Genomic DNA, 17,377 nt, shown 5'->3' on the forward strand with positions numbered 1-17,377 from the left:
GCGCTTCCGTGGTCAGCCTGGGGAGGGCCTATCAGCGGCGCGCCGCGGCAGGTGCGGCGACGCCGGCTGAGCGGGCAAGAGCGTGCATAACGCAAGTCGCCGTCTGAAACGAGAGCAGCGATTCCGCGCCTTGGTTAAGGTTGGCGCGCTCCGGCGTCAGACCGTCGTAGCAGCCGCCTTCCTCGGCCTGGATCATGCGGACGCCCAGGTCGTTATCGCCGAGATACCAGGCGTAAGCGCGCCGCGCCTCGTCCAGCCAGCGGGGATTCTGCGTCACGGCATAGGCGGCCTCGCAGGCTTCCACCGTGGCGGTGGCTTCCAGCGGCTGCTGATCGAAAGGCTCCGGGATCGCGTAGTGCGCGCCGAAGCTTTCCGTCCCGATCGGTCGGAAACAGCCCGAGGGCGCGGTCTGCATCTGGCAGAGCCACTCCAGAGCGTCGAGGCCGGCCCGTTCCATGCGGGCGTCCTGCAGGATGGCCGAGGCGCGCAGCAGGGCCTCCGGCAGGCGGGCGTTGTCGTAGCAGAGGAAGGGCTCGAACCAGAGCCAGCTGGCGCTGCGCTCGGCGCGCAAGGCGTCCATCAGCCGCGCGGTCAGTTCGCGCAACCGCGTTTGCACCGCTTCCGAGCCCGGCATGGCGCGGGTCAGCTCGCATAGACCCAGAATCAGGAAGGCGTTGGTCCGCAGGAACGGGAAGTCGCCGACGCGGGGCAGGGCGGCCTGGGCGATCTTGAGACCGAACACCCGCAGATCGTCCCGCAGGGCGTTGGCGGCCGTATAGCAGGCGGCCCAGAAGCTGCGGCCGAAGCTGTCATCCGAGCCCACGTCCTCCAGCCAGCGTCGGTCGTAGCCCATGAAGTTGCGGAACCGACCGACATCGTCGTTCCAGGCGTGGTGCAGGAACGACGCGTAGGCGTGGGTCAGGCGGGGCGGGGCCTCGAACCCGGCGCGCTCCAGTCGCAGCATCAGCATCAGGGCGCGGGCGTTGTCGTCCACGCAATAGCCGTGGTTGCGATCCGGCACGCTGATCAGCCCGTGCTGCAGGATGCCGACGCCGTCGCTCATCCGCTCGACGCCGCCCAGCGCCGGCTCGGGCAACTCCATGTTCGACGGGCTGTGCAGGCCGACTAGGGTGTCGCTGCGCACGGCGCGGAACAGACCCATGAAGCTCTCGGCCAAGCGGCTCCAGATCATTTCGCGACCGGCGGCATAGGCCTTGTCGCGGGTGGCGGCCATGCGCTCGGGGTCGTTCATCAGCCCGAGCACCGCCTCGGCCATGGCGGCCGGATCGTTGAACGGCGTCAGCACGCCGCGCCCTTCGGCGAGCAGTTCGGCGGCGTGCCAGTAAGGCGTCGAGACCACCGGCTTGCCCAGCGCCACCGCGTAGGACAGCGTGCCGGAGGTGATCTGCGCCTCGTTGGGATAGGGCGTCACATAGACATCGGCCGCGGCCAGGTATTCCAGCAGCTTCGGCGTATCGACATAGGCGTTCACGAAGCGCACCGCCTCGCCGACGCCCAGGCTCCCGGCCAGTTCGGCCAGGCTTTCGCGATAGCGCTCGCCCTCGCGCGCCACCAGGTGGGGGTGGGTCGCGCCGAGGATCAGATAGAGGGCGTTCGGGCGCTCGGCGACAATGCGGGGCAGGGCGCGGATCATCGTTTCGATGCCCTTGCCCGGCGACAGCAGGCCGAAGGTCATCAGCACCTCGCGGCCCTCCAACCCGAACTGCGGCTTGGCCTCGTCGGTCGGTACGAGCGGGCGGTCCGGAACGCCGTGGGCGACCACGGCGATCTTTCCGGCCGGGGCGCCGTAGACATCGCGCAGGATGTCGCGACCCTTGCGGGTCATCACGATCACGCGCGACGAACGCTCGATGATGCGGTTCATCACCCGCCGCTGATCCGAATCCGGCTCGGTCAGCACGGTGTGCAGCGAGGTGACCACCGGCGCCCGCAAGCCGTCGAGCAGGGTCAGCAAATAGTCGCCGGCCGGGCCGCCGTAGATGCCGTACTCGTGCTGAATGCAGACCACCTCGGCGCCCGAGGCGTTGATGCGGCGCGCGGCGTCCGCGTAATCCATCAGGGCGCCGGCCCGCAGCTCGAACTTCACCTCGTCTGGATAGTCGTAGCGCGAGCCCGTGTCGGTCATCGCATACACGTCACAGGCGAGTTCCGGATAGGCCGTGGTCAGCGCCTCGTAGACGTCGCCGGTGAAGGTGGCGATGCCGCAACGGCGAGGCGGAAAGTTGCCGACCATCGCCATTCGTCCGACGGGGCGCGCCGAGATGGAAGGCTCACGTCGATTACGAAGGCTGGGGGTCAGCTCGAGCATCATTACACCTAAATCTTGCCCTCCGTTCCGGGGGCGTTCGGGTGTTGCAACGCACCAATGCCGGGATGGATGCCTGCGAAAATCCCAAGAACAACGGTCGATGAAGCTCAACCGCATATGGTGTTGAATTCGCGTGTCAAGCGAACAGGCGGCGCCCGAAAATCATGCGCCCTCGCCGCCGGCGGCAAGCAGCGCGGCCCGCTCATCCGCGGTCAACGGTCGCCAGCGCCCCTCCGGCATGTCTCCGAGATCGAGCGGACCGACGCGCACGCGAAAGAGGTCGACCACCTTCAGCTCGACCAACTCGCACATTCGCCGGATCTGCCGGTTGCGGCCTTCATGCAGCACGAACTTCAACCGCTGATCGCTGATGACCTCCACCTCCGCCGGCTTCAGGCGCCGCCCGTCAAGCTCCAGGCCGTAGCGCAGCAGCTCGAGCTTGGCGGGGGTGATCTCGCCCATCACCGCCACCCGGTACTCCTTGTCCAGCACCGAGGCGGGTCCGATCACCGCCTTGGCCAGCACCCCGTCGTCGGACATCAGCAGAAGACCGCGTGAGTCCCGGTCGAGCCGCCCCAGCGGCGCCGGCTTGGCCTCGGCGGGCAGGGGATCGCCGTTGGCGTTCCAGCGCGCCGTCTCGCCGAGCAGCTGGGCCGCCTCGGTCTGTCCCCGCTCGGGATTGGCCGACACCACGCCCCGCGGCTTGTGCAGGATCACCGACACCGCTGAGGCGATCGTCGCCTCCGCCTCGTCGGAGAGGGTCAGGATCTGGCCGGGGAGGATCTTGCGGCCGACGTCCTCCACCCGCTCGCCGTCGATGCTCACCAGCCCCCGCGCGATCAGCGCCTCGGCCTCCCGCCGCGAACAGACTCCGCTCTGCGCCAGCCAGCGGTTCACGCGCTGGGGCTCGGTCTCTTCGTAACGTCGGGTGAAGGCCATGACGCGGGCTTGTGCGGGACGCGCCAAGGCGGCGCAAGGCCCCGGATGCATATCAATATGACGAGGGATCATGCCGCTCTGAGCGAGTTTGAAGCAAATACGACGAACCTCGGGGGTGACGGCGATTTGCGCCTGCGACGGTTGCCGTTCGCATCGATCCTGTCCCCGCAACTGAGAGGGGATAGCTCATGCACACTCGCAACCCGGCCCGCGCCCGCCTGCTCGCCGCCACCGCTCTGACCGGCCTCAGCCTGCTGTGGACGGGCGCCGCATCGGCCCAGGAAGCCTCCAGCAGCGTGGAGGAGCTGGTGGTCACCGCCGCCCGCCTGTCGGAGGCCAGTGTCGCCATCGGCACCGACGAAGCCACGGCGACGGTCTCGATCACCAAGGAGGCGCTGCTTTCGGCCCCTGCCGGGGTCACCGGCCTGAAGATGCTGGAGAGCCTGCCGGGCTTCAACGTCCAGGCCAACGACGCCCTGGGCATGTACGAATTCGGCAATTCGGTCTCGGTGCGGGCCTTCAACTTCCAGCAGATCGGCTTCCTGCTCGACTCCATCCCCATGGGGCGCAGCGACCAGTTCGGCGGCAGCCCGATCTACCGCTACGTCGACAACGAGAACCTCGACCGGGTCACCGCCTCGGCCGGGTCCGGCGACGTCGCCTTGCCCAGCTATTCGTCGCTGGGCCCCATCGTCGACTACATCACCGCCCGGCCCTCCGCCGAGCGCGGCGGCGCCTTCAGCCAGACCTTCGGCAGCGACGGCCTGCGGCGCACCTTCCTGCGGCTGGAACTCGGTCAGGTCGGCGGTTTGACCGGCTATGTCAGCGGCTCGGTGATCGACGGCGACCTGTGGCGCGGCCCCGGCACGATCGAGCGCGAACACTATGAGGGCAAGCTGCGCTACGCGTTCGGCGGCGGCGCCGACCTGGTCTTTCAGACCGTGCACAACAACTACTTCGACTACGACAGCCCCTCGATCACCAAGGCGCAGTACGCCGGCACGGTTGCGGACCCCTTCGGCCGCAGGGGCCGCAACTTCGCCTACCTCGGCGTTGTGCCCACCCCAACTCCGTTTGGGACCGACCCGACCCTGGGCAGCCTGCCGGCGGTGCAGGATGGGCCCGTCTATTCGAACGGCAATTACAGTCAGTACTACAAGTTCGCGGTGAACCATCGGATGGATCACCTCTACGGCCTGACCCTGAACGTCCCGATCGGCGAGGACATCAAGCTCGGCGCCACCGCCTACTACGAAGACAAGGGCGGCTACGGCGTGTCGCCGGAGGCCTACGCCACCTCGCTGCAGAACTACCGGAACGAGGCCGCGATCATCCCCGGTCTCGTCGCGCCCCGGGGCATCCAGTACGGCCTCTCAGGCATCGACGGCGTGCGGAAGGGCGTCACCACCCGCGGCGAATGGATCGTCGGCGCCAATCGCCTGGAGGCCGGGGTCTGGGTGGAGAAGGACGACTACCACCGCACCCAGGCGCGCTACAACGTGCAGGACGGCCACCCCGACGGCGCTCCGCTGTTCAACGAGCCCGTCCACCTCCAGCGCAACTACGTCTCGACGCGCGACACGGTGGAATTCTTCCTGAAGGACACCATCAGCCTGCTGGACGACGCCCTGAAGATCGAACTCGGCTTCAAGTCGCTGGACATCGACTACCAGATCAGCGGCAAGCGCCTGCCGGCCGACTACATCAACCTGCGCGCGCCCAGCATCTCCACCAACTGGAGCGACAGCTTCCTGCCGCAGGTGGGCGCCGTCTGGTCGATCGGCCGCGACCAGATCTTCACTTCCTATTCCGAGAACATGGCCCTGCCGCGCGGCGCCGACGACATCTTCTCCGCCGCCAGCCCCACCGTGCCCGCGCCTCAGGCCGAGACCGCCAAGAACCTGGAGCTGGGCTACCGCGCCAACCGTCCGACCTTCAACGCCTCGCTCGTGGTCTACAAGACGACCTTCGAGAACCGGCTGCAGTCCTTCGCCCAGATCGTGCCCGGCAGCACGACGACCGAGACCTTTTTCGCCAACGTCGGCGGAGTCGAGGCCCACGGCGTCGAATTCAGCGGCCAGTGGAAGCCGGAAGCCTTGGGCGGAAAAATCTATTTCAACGGCAACCTGTCGTACAACAAGTCGGAGTTCCAGGATAACTTCGCCGCGTTCCTGATCGCCGGAAACAGCGTGCCGGACTTCCCGGAATACGTCTTCCAGGGCGGGGTGACCTTCGAGCCGGTCGAGGGCGTGGTGATGAACCTCTCGGCCCGCCGCATCACCGACCGCTTCACCAATTTCGTGAACAATGAGACGACCGACGGCTACACCCTCTGGAACGCCTATGTGGACCTCGGCGACGGCTTCTCGGCCGGCCCGTTGAAATCGATCAAGGCGCGGGTGAACATCGATAACCTTCTCGACGAGGATTACCTCGGCACGATCTCCACCACGACCAACAGCCCCGCCACCTTCCGTCCGGGCTCGCACCGGACCGTGCAGGTCACCTTCTCGACGGCGTTCTGAGGCGGGGAGGGCGCGCGGCCCGCCGGACCGCGCGCCCCTCCGGGTTGCTATTTGCGGCCCAACGCAGATGGGTTAGAGGCCGGACATGGCCAAGACCCCCGGAAAACTCAGCGAAACCCAGGTCGCGGTGCTCGCCAGGGCGACCGCGACCCGCGAAGCCATCCAGGCGGCGACACGTCGGGGCGACAGCGAAACGGCGCTTCGCGGCTATCAGGACCTGCGGCGCAGCGGCCAACTCACCGCCGAGGAATGGCTGCGGCTGGGCGACCTGCTGGACGGGCGAGGCGCGCTGGCGGAGGCCGTGACGGCCTATCGGACGGCCGTGTCGATGAATCGCCGTCTGACCGAGGCGCGACACAAGGCGGCTTATGGCTTGGTGAGGATGGAGCGCACGGAGGATGCGCTCGCCGAGTACGCCAAGGGCGTGCAGATCGATCCGATGTCCGCCAACCTGTGGACCGACTACGGCGTCACCCTGGCGGCCCAGCGCAAGGAGGCGGCGGCGAATGAAGCCTTCAGCCGCGCCCTGGCGATCAATCCGAACCTCATTCAGGCGCTGGTCGGCCGCGCCAACGTCAAGGCGGCGCTCGGACGCCACGACGAAGCGCATCCCGACTTCGAGAAGGCCTTCAAGCTCCAGCCCAACAACCCGCTGCCGCGCTTCAACTACGCGGGGTCATGCCTGCGTCGGGGAGATTGGCTGGAAGGCTTCAAGCACTACGAAGCCCGCTGGGGCGTCAACAACATCGTCGATCCCATTCACCGGATCCCCGGCGTCTGGCTCGGCGAGGGCGATATCGCCGGCAAGACGATCTGGGTCGAGGGCGAGCAAGGCTTCGGCGACATGCTGATGTTCTGCCGCTTCGTCCCAAAGCTCGCCGATCTGGGCGCCAAGGTCATCGTCAACGCGCCGTACGCCCTGAAGGACATCCTCCAGAGCCTCGACCCACGGATCACGGTCTTGGCGATGGAAGACAACCCGCCGGTGCGGGCGGATCGCTACATCCCGATGGCCAGCCTGGCCCTGGCCTTCAAGGCGACGCCGGACAACCTGCCCGCCGCGCCCTATCTGCGTCCTGTCCCCGCGGAAGGCCGCCTCGTCGCGCCGCCTCGGTCCGAGCGTCGGCGTATCGGCGTCGTCTGGTCCGGCGGCACGCCCTTCGGCCTCAGCGGGGTTCGCGCCATCCCCTTGCAAGACCTGCTGAAGGCGGTCGTCGGCGCCGGCGAGATCATCGTGCTGCAGAAGGAGGCGACCAAGGCCGAACGCGCGCTGCTCGCCAAACATGACGTCGCCTTCTTCGGCGACGATCTGAAGAATTTCGCCGACACCGCCGAACTGGCGGTCAGCTGCGACCTTGTGGTCAGCTGCGATACCGGCGTGGCCCACCTGGTGGCGGGGTTGGGCGTGCCGCTGTGGTTGCTGCTGCCCTTCTTCTCGGGCTGGTGGGCGGCGTCGGGCGACCAGACTCCCTGGTATCCGGAGGTTCGCCTCTGGCGGCAGCACAAGCCGGAAGACTGGCCTGGAATCCTCGCGGATCTGAAGCAAGCCCTGGCGGACTGATCTATCCGGCCGGACCACGCGTGCGGTCCGGCCGTGATCCGATGTCGTTACTTGCGGCCCAACAGCCCCGAGGCGAGGCCGCCGAGCAGGTCGGCGGCGCCGCCCTGGTCCTTCAGCAGGTCGGCGAAGCGAGCGAGCGAGCCTTCGCCGCCGATGTGGCCGATGATCTCCTGGATCTTGTCGATCGGCAGGCCGGTGTTGGCCGCCGCGGCCTCGGCCGTGTCGCCCGGCTCGTGGTGCGCCACACCCAGCGCCTGCACGGCCTGTTCGACGTGTTCCGGCGAGATGCCGATCTTCTGAGCCAGGTTCTCGATATCCACGTTCCCGGCCAGTTGGCCGAGCAGTCCATTGATCAGGTTCATGGCGAACTCCGTTGGAGACAGCTAAGCCTAGAGCCCAGCTTGAGACCCTTTTACGACGGAGCCGCGACCTGCGCGAGATTGCAGGCCGCCCAACCGAACGATGACAAAACATGTATGCGGGATTACGCTCCGTTACCGGAGGCAGCCATGTTCGAGCCCACGTTCGCGTTTTATCTGGCGGTGCTGGTGCCCGCGATCTCCCTGCCCTGGGGGCGCATCAACATGGAGCTGTTCGATTTCCTGCCGATGCCGGCGCGGGCTTTCGCGGCCTACGGCATGGCGGGCGTTGCGCACGTGTGCGTTCTGTCGCTCTGGACCACCGCCGGCGACCCGGTCGCCTATCTCGGCGCGACGGTGGTGGGCGCCTGGACCGCCTGGCTTTGCCGTATCGAAGTTCAGCTGACCGAAGGTCACGCCCGATGAGGATGGGCGATACGCCTACTCTATAGCGCTACGATAGGTGCGTTAGGTGATCTGGGCCGAGATTGACGCAGCCCGTGCGGGGGGCGTTCGTGGCTCCTGACGTCAAACTGGGAACTAGACGGTCGAAAAACTGCGGGCCAACAGAGCGGCGGCCTCTGCTTGTCTGTGTGTACCCGTCTTGGCGAGAATACGCTTGAGATGGCTGCGCACGGTCGCAAGCCCGACGCCCATGCCAGCCGCGATATTCTCAAGCGAGGCTCCGCGCCCGAGGGCGGCTGCAACTGCGCCCTCGGTGCGGGTAAGGCCGAATAGTTCGCACAACCGTGCCGCCACGATCGGCGCTTCGGGGTCACGAATAAACACCAGCACGGAAGGCTGCTGCTCACCAAAGGCCGAGACAGTTGGGCGCAAGGGCGTCACCTCGAGCGCCAACGGCATGCGGTGGAGGCGCGGGATAGCCAGCGTCGCACCAGATTTGGCGATCCTGCCCCGCGCGGTGTCCATCGCCCCGCGTACCAACGCCAGCAGCTTGTCATGAAGGGCTGGCAAACGCAGCGCCAGCCGTCCGCGAATTACCGCCAGTTCCACGTTCTCGCGCAAAAGGCGCTCCGCCATGTGGCTCGCGTGAATGACGCGGCAAGAACCATCCATCATCAGGACGCCGGTATCCAAGCGGTCGAGCGCCTGCAAGGTTGTGGCGTGTAAATGGGATACCGCCGCGAAGCGCTGCCCGAGACGAAGCGCTCGCTGCAAGTGCGGCAGCACCAGCGCAGCCTGTTGCCGCTCCAGCCCTGTATAGCTTCCAGCTTCGCGTGGACGGTGGATACCCAACACCCCAATAGCCCCGTCCGCCGCCGGAAACACCGCTCCGAGCATATGATAGATGCCAAGGCGTCGGAGCCATTCCTGATAAAAGCCGCTTCGCTCTTGCTCCTCGCGCGTCACCAGATCTTCATCGGTGACCACCCGAGACATGCCATAGGCGACACTGCGCCCCACCCATAAATCCCTGCGATGCCAGCCGTCCGCCCATGCCTGGTCCCGCTCGGACACCATGAGGTTGTCCGTGCATTCCAGCAGGTTCACCCGCGCGCCGTCGCCGTGGAGTTTAAGAACTGCGCTGGTCGAGCCGAAGGTTTCCGCGATACGGGTAGCGGCGCCTGACCACAGGGCGTTATCTATGGCCGCATCATAAAGATGCGAAATCAAGCCCGAGACGCGGGATGATTCATAGAGTTCTTGCGACGGCATGGCCGTGTAACGCCCCCTCATTCATCCGACGCCTCCGGCGCCGCCCGCGAATAACCCCTGTCGAACAATATGGCGGGTTGGCGGCTCCGCCGTCCCGCCGTGCCTGATTTCTCCCCTATTTAGGGGACGAACGCCCGCTCGCCGCACCTTAACCATGCTGGGAAGGATTTTCACGCGGATAAGTCATGAGCAGAGCGCGCTCCCTCGCTGGGTTGCTACCGATCGTAGTCGGGCTTGCCGCTTGCGGACAGAACGCCGCGACGGCGGAGAAGGCCGCCGCCGAAGCCAATGGCGTCACCGCAAACCAAGCTGCACCCGCCGCACCGGCCGTGGCGCAACCGGCCACGGTTTCGGCGCTGCCGCTCAAACGCGGCTATTACGTTGAGAGCGATACGCCGTGTGGCCAAGCCTCCAACGCCACCACGACGCTGCTGCGCCGGAACGGCATCGGCGGCTCTCGCGACTTCTGCGAGTTCAAGAAAATCGAGCAGACGGGCGCTAACACCTACCGCGTGACGGAAGCCTGTGCGGATTTACAGGATAGCGCCCCGCCGGAATTCGCCGTCGCCACTTACACGCTCAAGGGCGATACGGCTTTCACCTCAAAAAGCGAACACGGCTGGCAGCGCAGCACCCGCTACTGCGCCCAGTCGAGCATGCCGCCCGATTGGCGCGCCAACGACATCAGCGACGTAACAGGCTGACACCGTCGCGTGGTCGCCCCCTTGCAGCCGTCCGCGGGAGACCGTGCGGGAGCGAAAGCTCGCGAAGCCTTCCAGCCACAAAGGAACGACATGGGACTTGTAACATTGAGTGGGCCCGTCAGCGGCATCCGGCACTCAACGGAGACCCGCGGCACGGTGGGCCGCAACGGCGGCTCGGTGAGGACCGGCCAAGTCATCGCCTTCCGGGTCGGCGAGCGGTCGGCGCAGATCAAGCTGGCCGACGTGCCCGACATCCGCGATGGAGACAGCGTCACCCTCGCCGGGCGTGAGAAGAACGGTGTATTCAAGGCGCTAGCTTTGCGCAACGACAAGACACGCGCCGTCTACAGCATCCCGACCACGGTCGGGTATCTGATGGGCGCGACGTTCATCGTGCTGGGCGTCATGACGCTGATCTTCATGATCGGGATTCTCTTCATCGGCGTCGGCCTGTGGACCCTCTACGAGGCCTACACCTACACGCGCGCGGCCCAGATGCTGCGGAACGGTTGATCTGAGCTTCAGGAGCGATCATGCGAGCGACAACGAAGCTGTTGGCGGTGGGCGCGCTTCTCAGCGTCTCCGCGTCAGCCCAGGCCCAGAACGCGCCGACCGACAAGATGGAAGTGGCCGGACTCCGACTTGGCATGACGGAGGCTGAAGCGATCCAAGCGATCAGGGCTTTCGACGCCAAGGCCCAACTGACCAACCGGCGCCTCTCGCATTATGCCTATTCCGATGGGGTGACAGGTCACCAGACTCCAGCATTTCTGAGCGAACTGGAGTTCCGCACGGCGGATTCACGGTTCAGAATTTGGTTCGCGAGCCCACCTGGCGAGTCCCGCGTCTACGCCATTCATCGCTACGCCCAAGGCGTTCCGACCCCACCGGCCCGCGCCCAATTCGTCTCTGCGCTGGCGGCGAAATACGGCTCCCCTCAACTTCATTACGACCCGAGCCGGGGGACCAATATCGCGCAATGGAACGAGCCGGGCAAACCGGACTGCGCCGTCAGCACTCAAGCGGCGGGCCGGATCGCGGTGGACGGCGGCAACGAGACCCTGCTCCCGCCCAACGCCGCGGGCGTGCTCGAGGGACTGGCGCGCCAGCAGCATCCCAATCTGCGCCGCACGATGGGGGCGTCCATCGACGTAGCACGCTGCGGCCGCGTGCTGCGCTACACCTGGGGCGGGCCTGCGAACAACCCCGCTTTTCCGATCGCCGATTTCTACGTTTGGCTGATCGACCAGGGCAGCATGGTTGCGAACGAACGGCGGTCCACGCAATGGGTCAAGCAATTGGAAGCCGAGGCCGTTCGCACGCGACAGGGGCAGGGTGTGACGCCCAAGCTCTAGGTAGTATCGCCGTCAGGCCTGCTAAACCAAGGCCGACCCGCGCCGCCGTCCGTCGGGCTCGCGATTCTAGAGATGGCGGACAGGGTGGGATTCGAACCCACGGTAGGCTTCCACCTACGGCGGTTTTCAAGACCGCTGCCTTAAACCGCTCGGCCACCTGTCCCTGCGCGGAGCAGGCCTCTTAGCAGGGTGGGGCAGGGGGGCGCCACCCATTGGCGGTAGCCTTAACAAGTCCTGAACCTGCGTCGGTCATCCTGGCCTCGGATTGGCGCGGAGGATGGCATGCGACAGGCGGCGCGCTGGATGCGAAGCGCGGCGGTGGTGGTTATGGCCACGGCGGGGCTGGCGGCCTGCGCCACGCCGATGGCGACGCGCCTTCCGGGCTCGGGCGTTCAGGCCTCGCGGCCGCCAGGCGGCGGCGCTTCCGGAGCCCGCGTGCCGGGCACCATGCGGCCCTATCAGATCCGCGGGAAATGGTACTATCCGGCCGAGGACCCCGACTACAACGAGGTCGGCATGGGCTCCTGGTACGGCGAGCAGTTCCACAACCGCACCACCTCCAACGGCGAGATTTTCGACATGGACCGCATCTCGGCGGCCCATAAGACCCTGCCGCTGCCGAGCCTCGTCGAGGTGACCAACCTCGAAAACGGCCGCAGGCTGGTGATCCGCGTCAACGATCGCGGCCCCTTCGTCGACGGCCGCATCATCGACCTGTCGCGCGCGGGGGCCGAGGCTCTCGGCTATCGCCAGTCGGGCGTGGCCAAGGTGCGGGTGCGCTACATCGGGCCCGCGCCCAAGTCGCCCTTCGACGGCCAGCGCATCGCCGAAGCCAGGCCCGCGCCCCTGTCGCCGCCGACCGCGCCGCCACCCTACATTCCGCCGCCCGCTTCGACGCCGACCTACGTCGCCATGGCCCAGATTCCGCCGGCCGCCGCCGCGCCGCCCATAGCCGGCCCCGCCACGCGCTTCCCCCTGGCCGACGCCGGCGTCTACCGCGTGCAGGCCGGCGCCTTCGCCAACCGCGACAACGCCGAACGGGCGGTGGCCATGCTCGGCCAGGCGGTGATCGAGCCGACGACGCGGGACGGGGTCGAAATCTATCGCGTGATCCTGGGCCCCGCGGCCGACGAGCCGGCGGCCTGGGCGCTGCGCGACCTGGCGGCGTCGCAGGGCTTCGCCGACGCTCGGGTGCTTCGCCCCTAGTTCCCGCGTGACAAGCGGCCCGATCCATCGGATTTGAGGGCCGTGGCGCGCGGACGGTTCATCACATTCGAAGGCGGGGAGGGGGCCGGCAAGTCCACCCAGATCCGTCGGCTGGCCGAACGCCTGAAAGAGGCCGGCCACGACGTCGTGGTCACCCGCGAGCCCGGCGGCAGCCCCGGCGCCGAGACCATCCGCGACCTGCTGGTCAATGGCGCGACCGACCGCTGGTCGCCCGCCACCGAGGCGCTGCTGATGTACGCCGCCCGGCGCGACCACCTGGAACGCACCATCCGCCCTGCGCTCGAACGCGGCGCGACCGTGCTCTGCGACCGCTTCGCCGACTCGACGCGCGCCTACCAGGGCGCGGGCGGCGAGCTGTCCCTCGAAGCGATCGCGGCCCTCGAAGGCTTCGCCCTCGACGCCGCCGACTGGCCGAACCTTACCCTGATCTTCGACCTGCCGGTCGCCGACGGCCTCAAGCGGGCCGCCTCGCGCGGCGGCGGCGAGGCGCGGTTCGAGGCCAAGGGCCTGGCCTTCCACGAACGGCTGCGGGCCGGCTTCCTCGCCATCGCCGAGCGCGAGCCCCGACGCTGCGCCGTCATCGACGCCGCCGCCGACATGGACGCCGTCGCCGAGGCCGTCTGGTCCGCCGTCAGCACGCGGCTGCGAGTCGCCTGATGGCTTTCAACCCCGCCGACCTGCCGCACCCGCGCGACACCTTCAGCCTGGAGGGGGTAGAGGCCGCCGACGCCGCCTTCCTCGAAGCCCTGACGCGCGGCCGCCTGCACCATGCCTGGCTGCTCACCGGCCCCGAGGGCGTGGGCAAGGCGAGCTTCGCCTACCGCGCCGCCCGCCGTCTGCTGGGCGCCCGGCCGGACCCGGCCTACGGCGCGCTCGGCGTGTCGCCCCACGATCCTGTCAGTCGTCAGGTCGCCTCGCGCGCCCACCCGGACCTCATGGTGCTGGAGCGGATCGGCGAGGACGGCAAGCCCCGCAAGGTCATTCCGGTCGACGAGGCGCGCCGCCTGCCGGAGTTCTTCTCCAAGGCGCCGGGCTCGGCCCCCTATCGGGTGGCGATCATCGACGCGGCCGACGACCTGAACGTCAATTCGGCCAACGCCGTCCTGAAAACTCTTGAGGAGCCGCCCGAGCGCGGCGTGCTGTTCCTCATCTCCCATGCGCCGGGCGGCCTGCTGCCCACCATCCGCTCGCGCTGTCGGCGGCTGCCCATCGCCCCGCTCGACGAGGCCCGCGCCGCCGAGCGCACGGCCGCCATCGCCGGCGTCTCCGACGAGGACGCCGCGGCCCTGGCGCACATGGCCCGCGGGGCCATCGGCCAGGCCCTGAAGCTCTCGGCCTCAGGCGCGCTCGAGGCCGACCGCGAGGCCCGCGAAATCCTCCGCGCCCTGCCAGGCAGCGATCCAGCCGCCCTTCTGGCCCTGGCCGACAGCTTCCGGGGCGGGGAGGGCATGGCCCGCTTCACCCTGCTGTTCGAACGCCTGGCCGATCAGGTCCACGCCATGGCCATGCGCGACGCCGCCGAGGGCAGGGCGCGGGGCCTGGATCGCTGGGCCGAGGCCTGGGCGCTCCTGCGCCGCATCCCCGAGGAAGCCGAGGCCCTGAACCTCGACCGCACCGACAGCCTGTTCACCGCCGTGCGCGAACTGCGCCGCGCCGCGTCCTGAGTTTCCGCCATGTTGATCGACAGCCACGTGAACCTGCACGCGCCGCAGTTCGCCGAGGACCAGGCCAACGTCATCGATCGCGCCCGGGCCGCCGGCGTCGGCCTGATGGTCACCATCTGCGACAAGGTCTCGTCCTTCGAGGCCGTCCACGCCATCGCCATGGCTCACGGCGACATCTGGGCGACGGTCGGCACGCATCCGCACGAGGCCAAGGAAAACCCGGATCTTACGGCTGAAACCTTGGTCACGCTGGCCGCCCGGCCGAAGGTGGTCGGCATCGGCGAATGCGGCCTCGACTTCCACTACGACCTCAGCCCGCGCGAGGTGCAGGCTCGAGTTTTCCGCGCCCATGCCGCCGCTGCCCGCCAGACCGGCCTGCCGCTGGTCGTCCACACCCGCGAGGCGGACGAAGCCATGGGCGACATTCTGGAAGACGAGATGGGCCGGGGCGCGTTTCCGCTGCTCATGCATTGCTATACCAGCGGTCCGGAACTGGCGGCGCGGGCCGCGGCGCTGGGGGCCTATTTCTCGGTCTCCGGCATCGCCACCTTCAAGGCCGCCGAGGAGGTGAGGGCGGTGATCGCCGACATGCCGGCCGACCGGATCATCCTGGAGACCGACTGCCCCTATCTGGCGCCCGTGCCGATGCGCGGGCGGCGCAACGAGCCCGCCTACCTGCCGCACATAATGGCCAAGCTGGCGGAAATCCGCGGCTGGACGCTGGCCGAGACCGAGGCGCGCACGGAAGACGCCTTCTTCCGGCTTTTCCGCACGATTCCAAGATCATGAGCGGGATTCTGGAAGTCACCATCCTTGGCTGCGGCTCATCCGGCGGCGTTCCGCGAGCCGATGGCGACTGGGGCGATTGCGATGCCGGCGAACCGAAGAACCGTCGCTCGCGCTGTTCGGTGCTCCTGCGTCGAAAATCCGCGAATAAGTCGCCAGAAACTACAGTTATTATAGATACTTCTCCTGATTTTCGAATCCAGGCCGTGGCGGCCGGCATGACCCGGCTCGACGCGGTGCTCTACACCCACGACCACGCCGATCAGAGCCATGGCATCGATGACATCCGGGCCTTCTTCATCAAGCAGGGCGCGCGCATCCCGACCTATATGGACGCCGCCTCGGCCGCCAACCTGAACCGTCGCTTCGACTACGTCTTCCAGGCCCAGGGCGGCTATCCGGCCATCGCCGACCTGCGGGCGCTGCCGCCGCATCACACTGACTGGACGGTCGGCGGGCCGTCCGGCGACATTCCGGTGCGCACCTTCGATCAGGAGCACGGCGACATCCGATCGGTCGGCTATCGCGTCGGCCGCCTCGCATATTCGCCAGACGTGAACGGACTGCCGGAGGCCAGCTTCGCCGAGCTGGAAGACCTCGATGTCTGGATCGTCGACGCGCTGCGCTTCAAACCGCATCCGACGCACGCCCATGTCGAGCGCACCCTGGACTGGATCGCCCGCGTGAAGCCACGCCGCGCCATTCTGACAAACCTGCACATCGACATCGATTTCAATGCCTTGAGCGCGGAACTTCCAGCGGGCGTGGAGCTGGCGTTTGACGGTCTCCGGCTTGAACTGCCGCTCTAATCGCCACACTTATTTCCGATAATATTCCTTAGGCGCAAAATGTATCAACGCGAGTGCGCCGCCCTCAACGCCGTTTCCGACGGCCCAGAAGACCGTCCAGCGTCACGAACGCGCAGGCGCCGACCAGATAGCCGACAGCAATCACCGCGCAGGTCGTCGCCACCCTCGCCAAGCCCCGCTCGTCGATGTTGAGGAACGGATAGGCATAGACGCCGTCGACGGCGCCGCGCGCGATCGCGTAGATCACGTAGCCCAGCGGCAGCGCGCACCAAATCAGCGTGTCGCGGTATCGCAGCCCGCCCTTCGGCGCGCACAGCAGCCACCACGCCGGCGCCAGCACCGGGCTCACATAATGCAGCAGGAAATCCGCCAAGGCCTGGCCGCCGCTCAGCTCCAGCAGCCCACGCAGCAGCAGCATGTAGACCACGCCCACCAGGCCGATGGAGATCACGGCGCCGCCCAGCAGCCAGGGCCGCTTCGGCGCTCCATTCGTTAACGCGCGCTCGGCGAACACCCCGGCGACGATGAGATTGGCGATGATCGTAAAGTACCGCAGCAGAACCCAGACGGCGCCGCCGATCGAACCGACGTTGGCCAGGGTCGACCGAAACTGAATGGCGACGCCCGCGAAGGCGACCAGCGCCACCACGGCGGCGAACGCCCTGCCCCTGCCCCCTCTTCCTGCCGCTCGCGCCATGGCTACAGCGCCTGAAACATCGTCATCGCATCAACATAGCCGTGCGTGGGATGCTCGGCCGCGTCGGCCGGGGTCGCGCGGCGAATCTGGATTTCGAACGGGTTCTTGGCCATGTCCTCAGCCTAGGCGTGGCAAAGGTTCGGCGCCAGCGCGCCCTAAATCCGCCGCCAACCGCTGCCATAAGGGTAGCCATTGGCGATGGGGCTCGCAGCCCCTATCTTTCGATGCAGGTTCAGAGGTTTCAGCCATGCGCTTGAGCATCCTTTTCGGCGGCGGCCTCGTCGCCTCGGCGGCCGCCTCGGTCGCCCTCGCCGCGCCGGTCTCCTCGGTCGCGGTCAAGATCAGCCCCGAGTTGCAGGCCAAGGCCGGCCAGCGCACCGCCCGCTACGACCAGCGCGATCTCGACTATCTGACGCGCGAGCTGCAGCGAAATATTGAGCGACGCGCCGGCGTCTCGCCGGACGGCGACCGCATCGAGGTGACGATCACCGACCTGAAGCCCAACCGGCCCACCTTCTGGGAGATGAGCGAAAAGCCTGGCCTTTCGCCGCTCAGCCCGTCGATCGGCGGGGCCAAGCTGGAAGGCGTGCGGATTTCGGCCGACGGTCAGCGCACGCCGCTGAACTTTCAGCGTTACGACATCGATCTGACCCAGTCGGTATTCTATGGCCTGACGCCCTGGGCCACGGCTCAGAACACCTTCTCCGGCTACGCCCGCAAAGTCGCCCAGAACTGAACTCACGGC

17 protein-coding genes and 1 tRNA gene are annotated in these 17,377 nt (G+C 67.4%); 12 read left to right on the top strand and 6 right to left on the bottom strand.

Annotation, left to right across the window (positions count from 1 at the left end; all coding sequences use genetic code 11):
• Positions 1 to 31: 31 nt before the first annotated feature.
• Together ACFLIT_RS02225 and ACFLIT_RS02230 are read right to left on the bottom strand one after the other, a co-directional pair.
• The gene (locus ACFLIT_RS02225) at positions 32 to 2,254 is read right to left on the bottom strand and encodes a glycosyltransferase family 4 protein (protein WP_479909540.1); all 2,223 of its coding nucleotides are present in this window, start codon (positions 2,252 to 2,254) and stop codon (positions 32 to 34) included.
• 237 nt (positions 2,255 to 2,491) lie between these two features.
• Positions 2,492 to 3,268, bottom strand: a complete 777-nt coding sequence (locus ACFLIT_RS02230) for a pseudouridine synthase (protein WP_479909541.1) — start codon at positions 3,266 to 3,268, stop codon at positions 2,492 to 2,494.
• A 188-nt stretch (positions 3,269 to 3,456) separates the two neighbouring features.
• On the opposite strand from ACFLIT_RS02230, the gene ACFLIT_RS02235 reads away from it, so the two are divergent.
• Entirely contained in the window at positions 3,457 to 5,793 is a 2,337-nt protein-coding gene (locus ACFLIT_RS02235) for a TonB-dependent receptor (protein WP_479909542.1), read from the top strand.
• 85 nt (positions 5,794 to 5,878) lie between these two features.
• Complete coding sequence (locus ACFLIT_RS02240) at positions 5,879 to 7,354, top strand: tetratricopeptide repeat protein (RefSeq protein WP_479909543.1); 1,476 nt, start codon at positions 5,879 to 5,881, stop codon at positions 7,352 to 7,354.
• 47 nt (positions 7,355 to 7,401) lie between these two features.
• Here the strand turns inward: ACFLIT_RS02240 and ACFLIT_RS02245 are convergent, their stop codons facing one another.
• Entirely contained in the window at positions 7,402 to 7,716 is a 315-nt protein-coding gene (locus tag ACFLIT_RS02245; RefSeq protein ID WP_479909544.1) for a hypothetical protein, read from the bottom strand.
• A 147-nt stretch (positions 7,717 to 7,863) separates the two neighbouring features.
• Here ACFLIT_RS02245 and ACFLIT_RS02250 point away from each other — a divergent pair, with 147 nt between their 5' ends.
• A complete protein-coding gene (locus ACFLIT_RS02250; RefSeq protein ID WP_479909545.1) occupies positions 7,864 to 8,139 on the top strand; it encodes a hypothetical protein in 276 nt (91 codons plus the stop codon).
• A gap of 114 nt (positions 8,140 to 8,253) precedes the next feature.
• Here the strand turns inward: ACFLIT_RS02250 and ACFLIT_RS02255 are convergent, their stop codons facing one another.
• On the bottom strand, positions 8,254 to 9,390 hold the full coding sequence (locus tag ACFLIT_RS02255) for a helix-turn-helix transcriptional regulator (RefSeq protein WP_479909546.1): 1,137 nt from the start codon (positions 9,388 to 9,390) through the stop codon (positions 8,254 to 8,256).
• 185 nt (positions 9,391 to 9,575) lie between these two features.
• On the opposite strand from ACFLIT_RS02255, the gene ACFLIT_RS02260 reads away from it, so the two are divergent.
• The 3 genes from ACFLIT_RS02260 (at position 9,576) to ACFLIT_RS02270 (ending at position 11,449) form a co-directional block, all read left to right on the top strand.
• On the top strand, positions 9,576 to 10,094 hold the full coding sequence (locus tag ACFLIT_RS02260) for a hypothetical protein (protein ID WP_479909547.1): 519 nt from the start codon (positions 9,576 to 9,578) through the stop codon (positions 10,092 to 10,094).
• A 105-nt stretch (positions 10,095 to 10,199) separates the two neighbouring features.
• A complete protein-coding gene (locus ACFLIT_RS02265) occupies positions 10,200 to 10,607 on the top strand; it encodes a hypothetical protein (protein WP_479909548.1) in 408 nt (135 codons plus the stop codon).
• Positions 10,608 to 10,627: 20 nt separating this feature from the next.
• Positions 10,628 to 11,449 carry a hypothetical protein gene (locus tag ACFLIT_RS02270; RefSeq protein WP_479909549.1) on the top strand — a complete coding sequence of 274 codons (822 nt, stop codon included), beginning with the start codon at positions 10,628 to 10,630 and terminating at the stop codon, positions 11,447 to 11,449.
• Positions 11,450 to 11,522: 73 nt separating this feature from the next.
• On the opposite strand, the gene ACFLIT_RS02275 is transcribed toward ACFLIT_RS02270, so the two are convergent.
• Positions 11,523 to 11,612 (bottom strand) — tRNA-Ser (locus ACFLIT_RS02275).
• Between the two features lie 119 nt (positions 11,613 to 11,731).
• On the opposite strand from ACFLIT_RS02275, the gene ACFLIT_RS02280 reads away from it, so the two are divergent.
• Genes ACFLIT_RS02280 through ACFLIT_RS02300 form a run of 5 tightly spaced genes read left to right on the top strand, consistent with a single transcriptional unit; the run spans position 11,732 to position 15,935 of the window.
• Complete coding sequence (locus ACFLIT_RS02280) at positions 11,732 to 12,655, top strand: septal ring lytic transglycosylase RlpA family protein (protein WP_479909550.1); 924 nt, start codon at positions 11,732 to 11,734, stop codon at positions 12,653 to 12,655.
• Between the two features lie 42 nt (positions 12,656 to 12,697).
• Positions 12,698 to 13,333, top strand: a complete 636-nt coding sequence (gene tmk / locus ACFLIT_RS02285; protein ID WP_479909551.1) for a dTMP kinase — start codon at positions 12,698 to 12,700, stop codon at positions 13,331 to 13,333.
• Positions 13,333 to 14,340, top strand: coding sequence for a DNA polymerase III subunit delta' (locus tag ACFLIT_RS02290; protein ID WP_479909552.1), 1,008 nt, complete (start codon positions 13,333 to 13,335; stop codon positions 14,338 to 14,340). Before tmk ends, ACFLIT_RS02290 begins: the two co-directional genes overlap by 1 nt.
• A 9-nt stretch (positions 14,341 to 14,349) precedes the next feature.
• The gene (locus ACFLIT_RS02295; RefSeq protein ID WP_479909553.1) at positions 14,350 to 15,129 is read left to right on the top strand and encodes a TatD family hydrolase; all 780 of its coding nucleotides are present in this window, start codon (positions 14,350 to 14,352) and stop codon (positions 15,127 to 15,129) included.
• Entirely contained in the window at positions 15,126 to 15,935 is an 810-nt protein-coding gene (locus ACFLIT_RS02300; RefSeq protein WP_479909554.1) for an MBL fold metallo-hydrolase, read from the top strand. The genes ACFLIT_RS02295 and ACFLIT_RS02300 overlap by 4 nt, the downstream gene beginning before the upstream one ends.
• 64 nt (positions 15,936 to 15,999) lie before the next feature.
• Here ACFLIT_RS02300 and ACFLIT_RS02305 read toward each other — a convergent pair whose 3' ends face one another.
• On the bottom strand, positions 16,000 to 16,581 hold the full coding sequence (locus ACFLIT_RS02305) for a Pr6Pr family membrane protein (RefSeq protein WP_479909555.1): 582 nt from the start codon (positions 16,579 to 16,581) through the stop codon (positions 16,000 to 16,002).
• A gap of 298 nt (positions 16,582 to 16,879) precedes the next feature.
• Here ACFLIT_RS02305 and ACFLIT_RS02310 point away from each other — a divergent pair, with 298 nt between their 5' ends.
• On the top strand, positions 16,880 to 17,368 hold the full coding sequence (locus ACFLIT_RS02310) for a hypothetical protein (RefSeq protein WP_479909556.1): 489 nt from the start codon (positions 16,880 to 16,882) through the stop codon (positions 17,366 to 17,368).
• Positions 17,369 to 17,377 lie beyond the last annotated feature (9 nt).

Source organism: Caulobacter sp. HJHS_5, from assembly GCF_056683955.1.

What these genes read in the sequence shown, in the direction of transcription:
- ACFLIT_RS02225 (WP_479909540.1), bottom strand. Translation starts at nt 2,254, where the DNA reads ATGGTCGGCAACTTTCCGCCTCGCCGTTGCGGCATCGCCACCTTCACC.
- ACFLIT_RS02255 (WP_479909546.1), bottom strand. Translation starts at nt 9,390, where the DNA reads ATGCCGTCGCAAGAACTCTATGAATCATCCCGCGTCTCGGGCTTGATT.
- ACFLIT_RS02240 (WP_479909543.1), top strand. Translation starts at nt 5,879, where the DNA reads ATGGCCAAGACCCCCGGAAAACTCAGCGAAACCCAGGTCGCGGTGCTC.
- ACFLIT_RS02270 (WP_479909549.1), top strand. Translation starts at nt 10,628, where the DNA reads ATGCGAGCGACAACGAAGCTGTTGGCGGTGGGCGCGCTTCTCAGCGTC.
- ACFLIT_RS02290 (WP_479909552.1), top strand. Translation starts at nt 13,333, where the DNA reads ATGGCTTTCAACCCCGCCGACCTGCCGCACCCGCGCGACACCTTCAGC.
- ACFLIT_RS02295 (WP_479909553.1), top strand. Translation starts at nt 14,350, where the DNA reads ATGTTGATCGACAGCCACGTGAACCTGCACGCGCCGCAGTTCGCCGAG.
- ACFLIT_RS02260 (WP_479909547.1), top strand. Translation starts at nt 9,576, where the DNA reads ATGAGCAGAGCGCGCTCCCTCGCTGGGTTGCTACCGATCGTAGTCGGG.
- ACFLIT_RS02310 (WP_479909556.1), top strand. Translation starts at nt 16,880, where the DNA reads ATGCGCTTGAGCATCCTTTTCGGCGGCGGCCTCGTCGCCTCGGCGGCC.
- ACFLIT_RS02230 (WP_479909541.1), bottom strand. Translation starts at nt 3,268, where the DNA reads ATGGCCTTCACCCGACGTTACGAAGAGACCGAGCCCCAGCGCGTGAAC.
- ACFLIT_RS02280 (WP_479909550.1), top strand. Translation starts at nt 11,732, where the DNA reads ATGCGACAGGCGGCGCGCTGGATGCGAAGCGCGGCGGTGGTGGTTATG.
- ACFLIT_RS02250 (WP_479909545.1), top strand. Translation starts at nt 7,864, where the DNA reads ATGTTCGAGCCCACGTTCGCGTTTTATCTGGCGGTGCTGGTGCCCGCG.
- ACFLIT_RS02235 (WP_479909542.1), top strand. Translation starts at nt 3,457, where the DNA reads ATGCACACTCGCAACCCGGCCCGCGCCCGCCTGCTCGCCGCCACCGCT.
- ACFLIT_RS02300 (WP_479909554.1), top strand. Translation starts at nt 15,126, where the DNA reads ATGAGCGGGATTCTGGAAGTCACCATCCTTGGCTGCGGCTCATCCGGC.
- ACFLIT_RS02245 (WP_479909544.1), bottom strand. Translation starts at nt 7,716, where the DNA reads ATGAACCTGATCAATGGACTGCTCGGCCAACTGGCCGGGAACGTGGAT.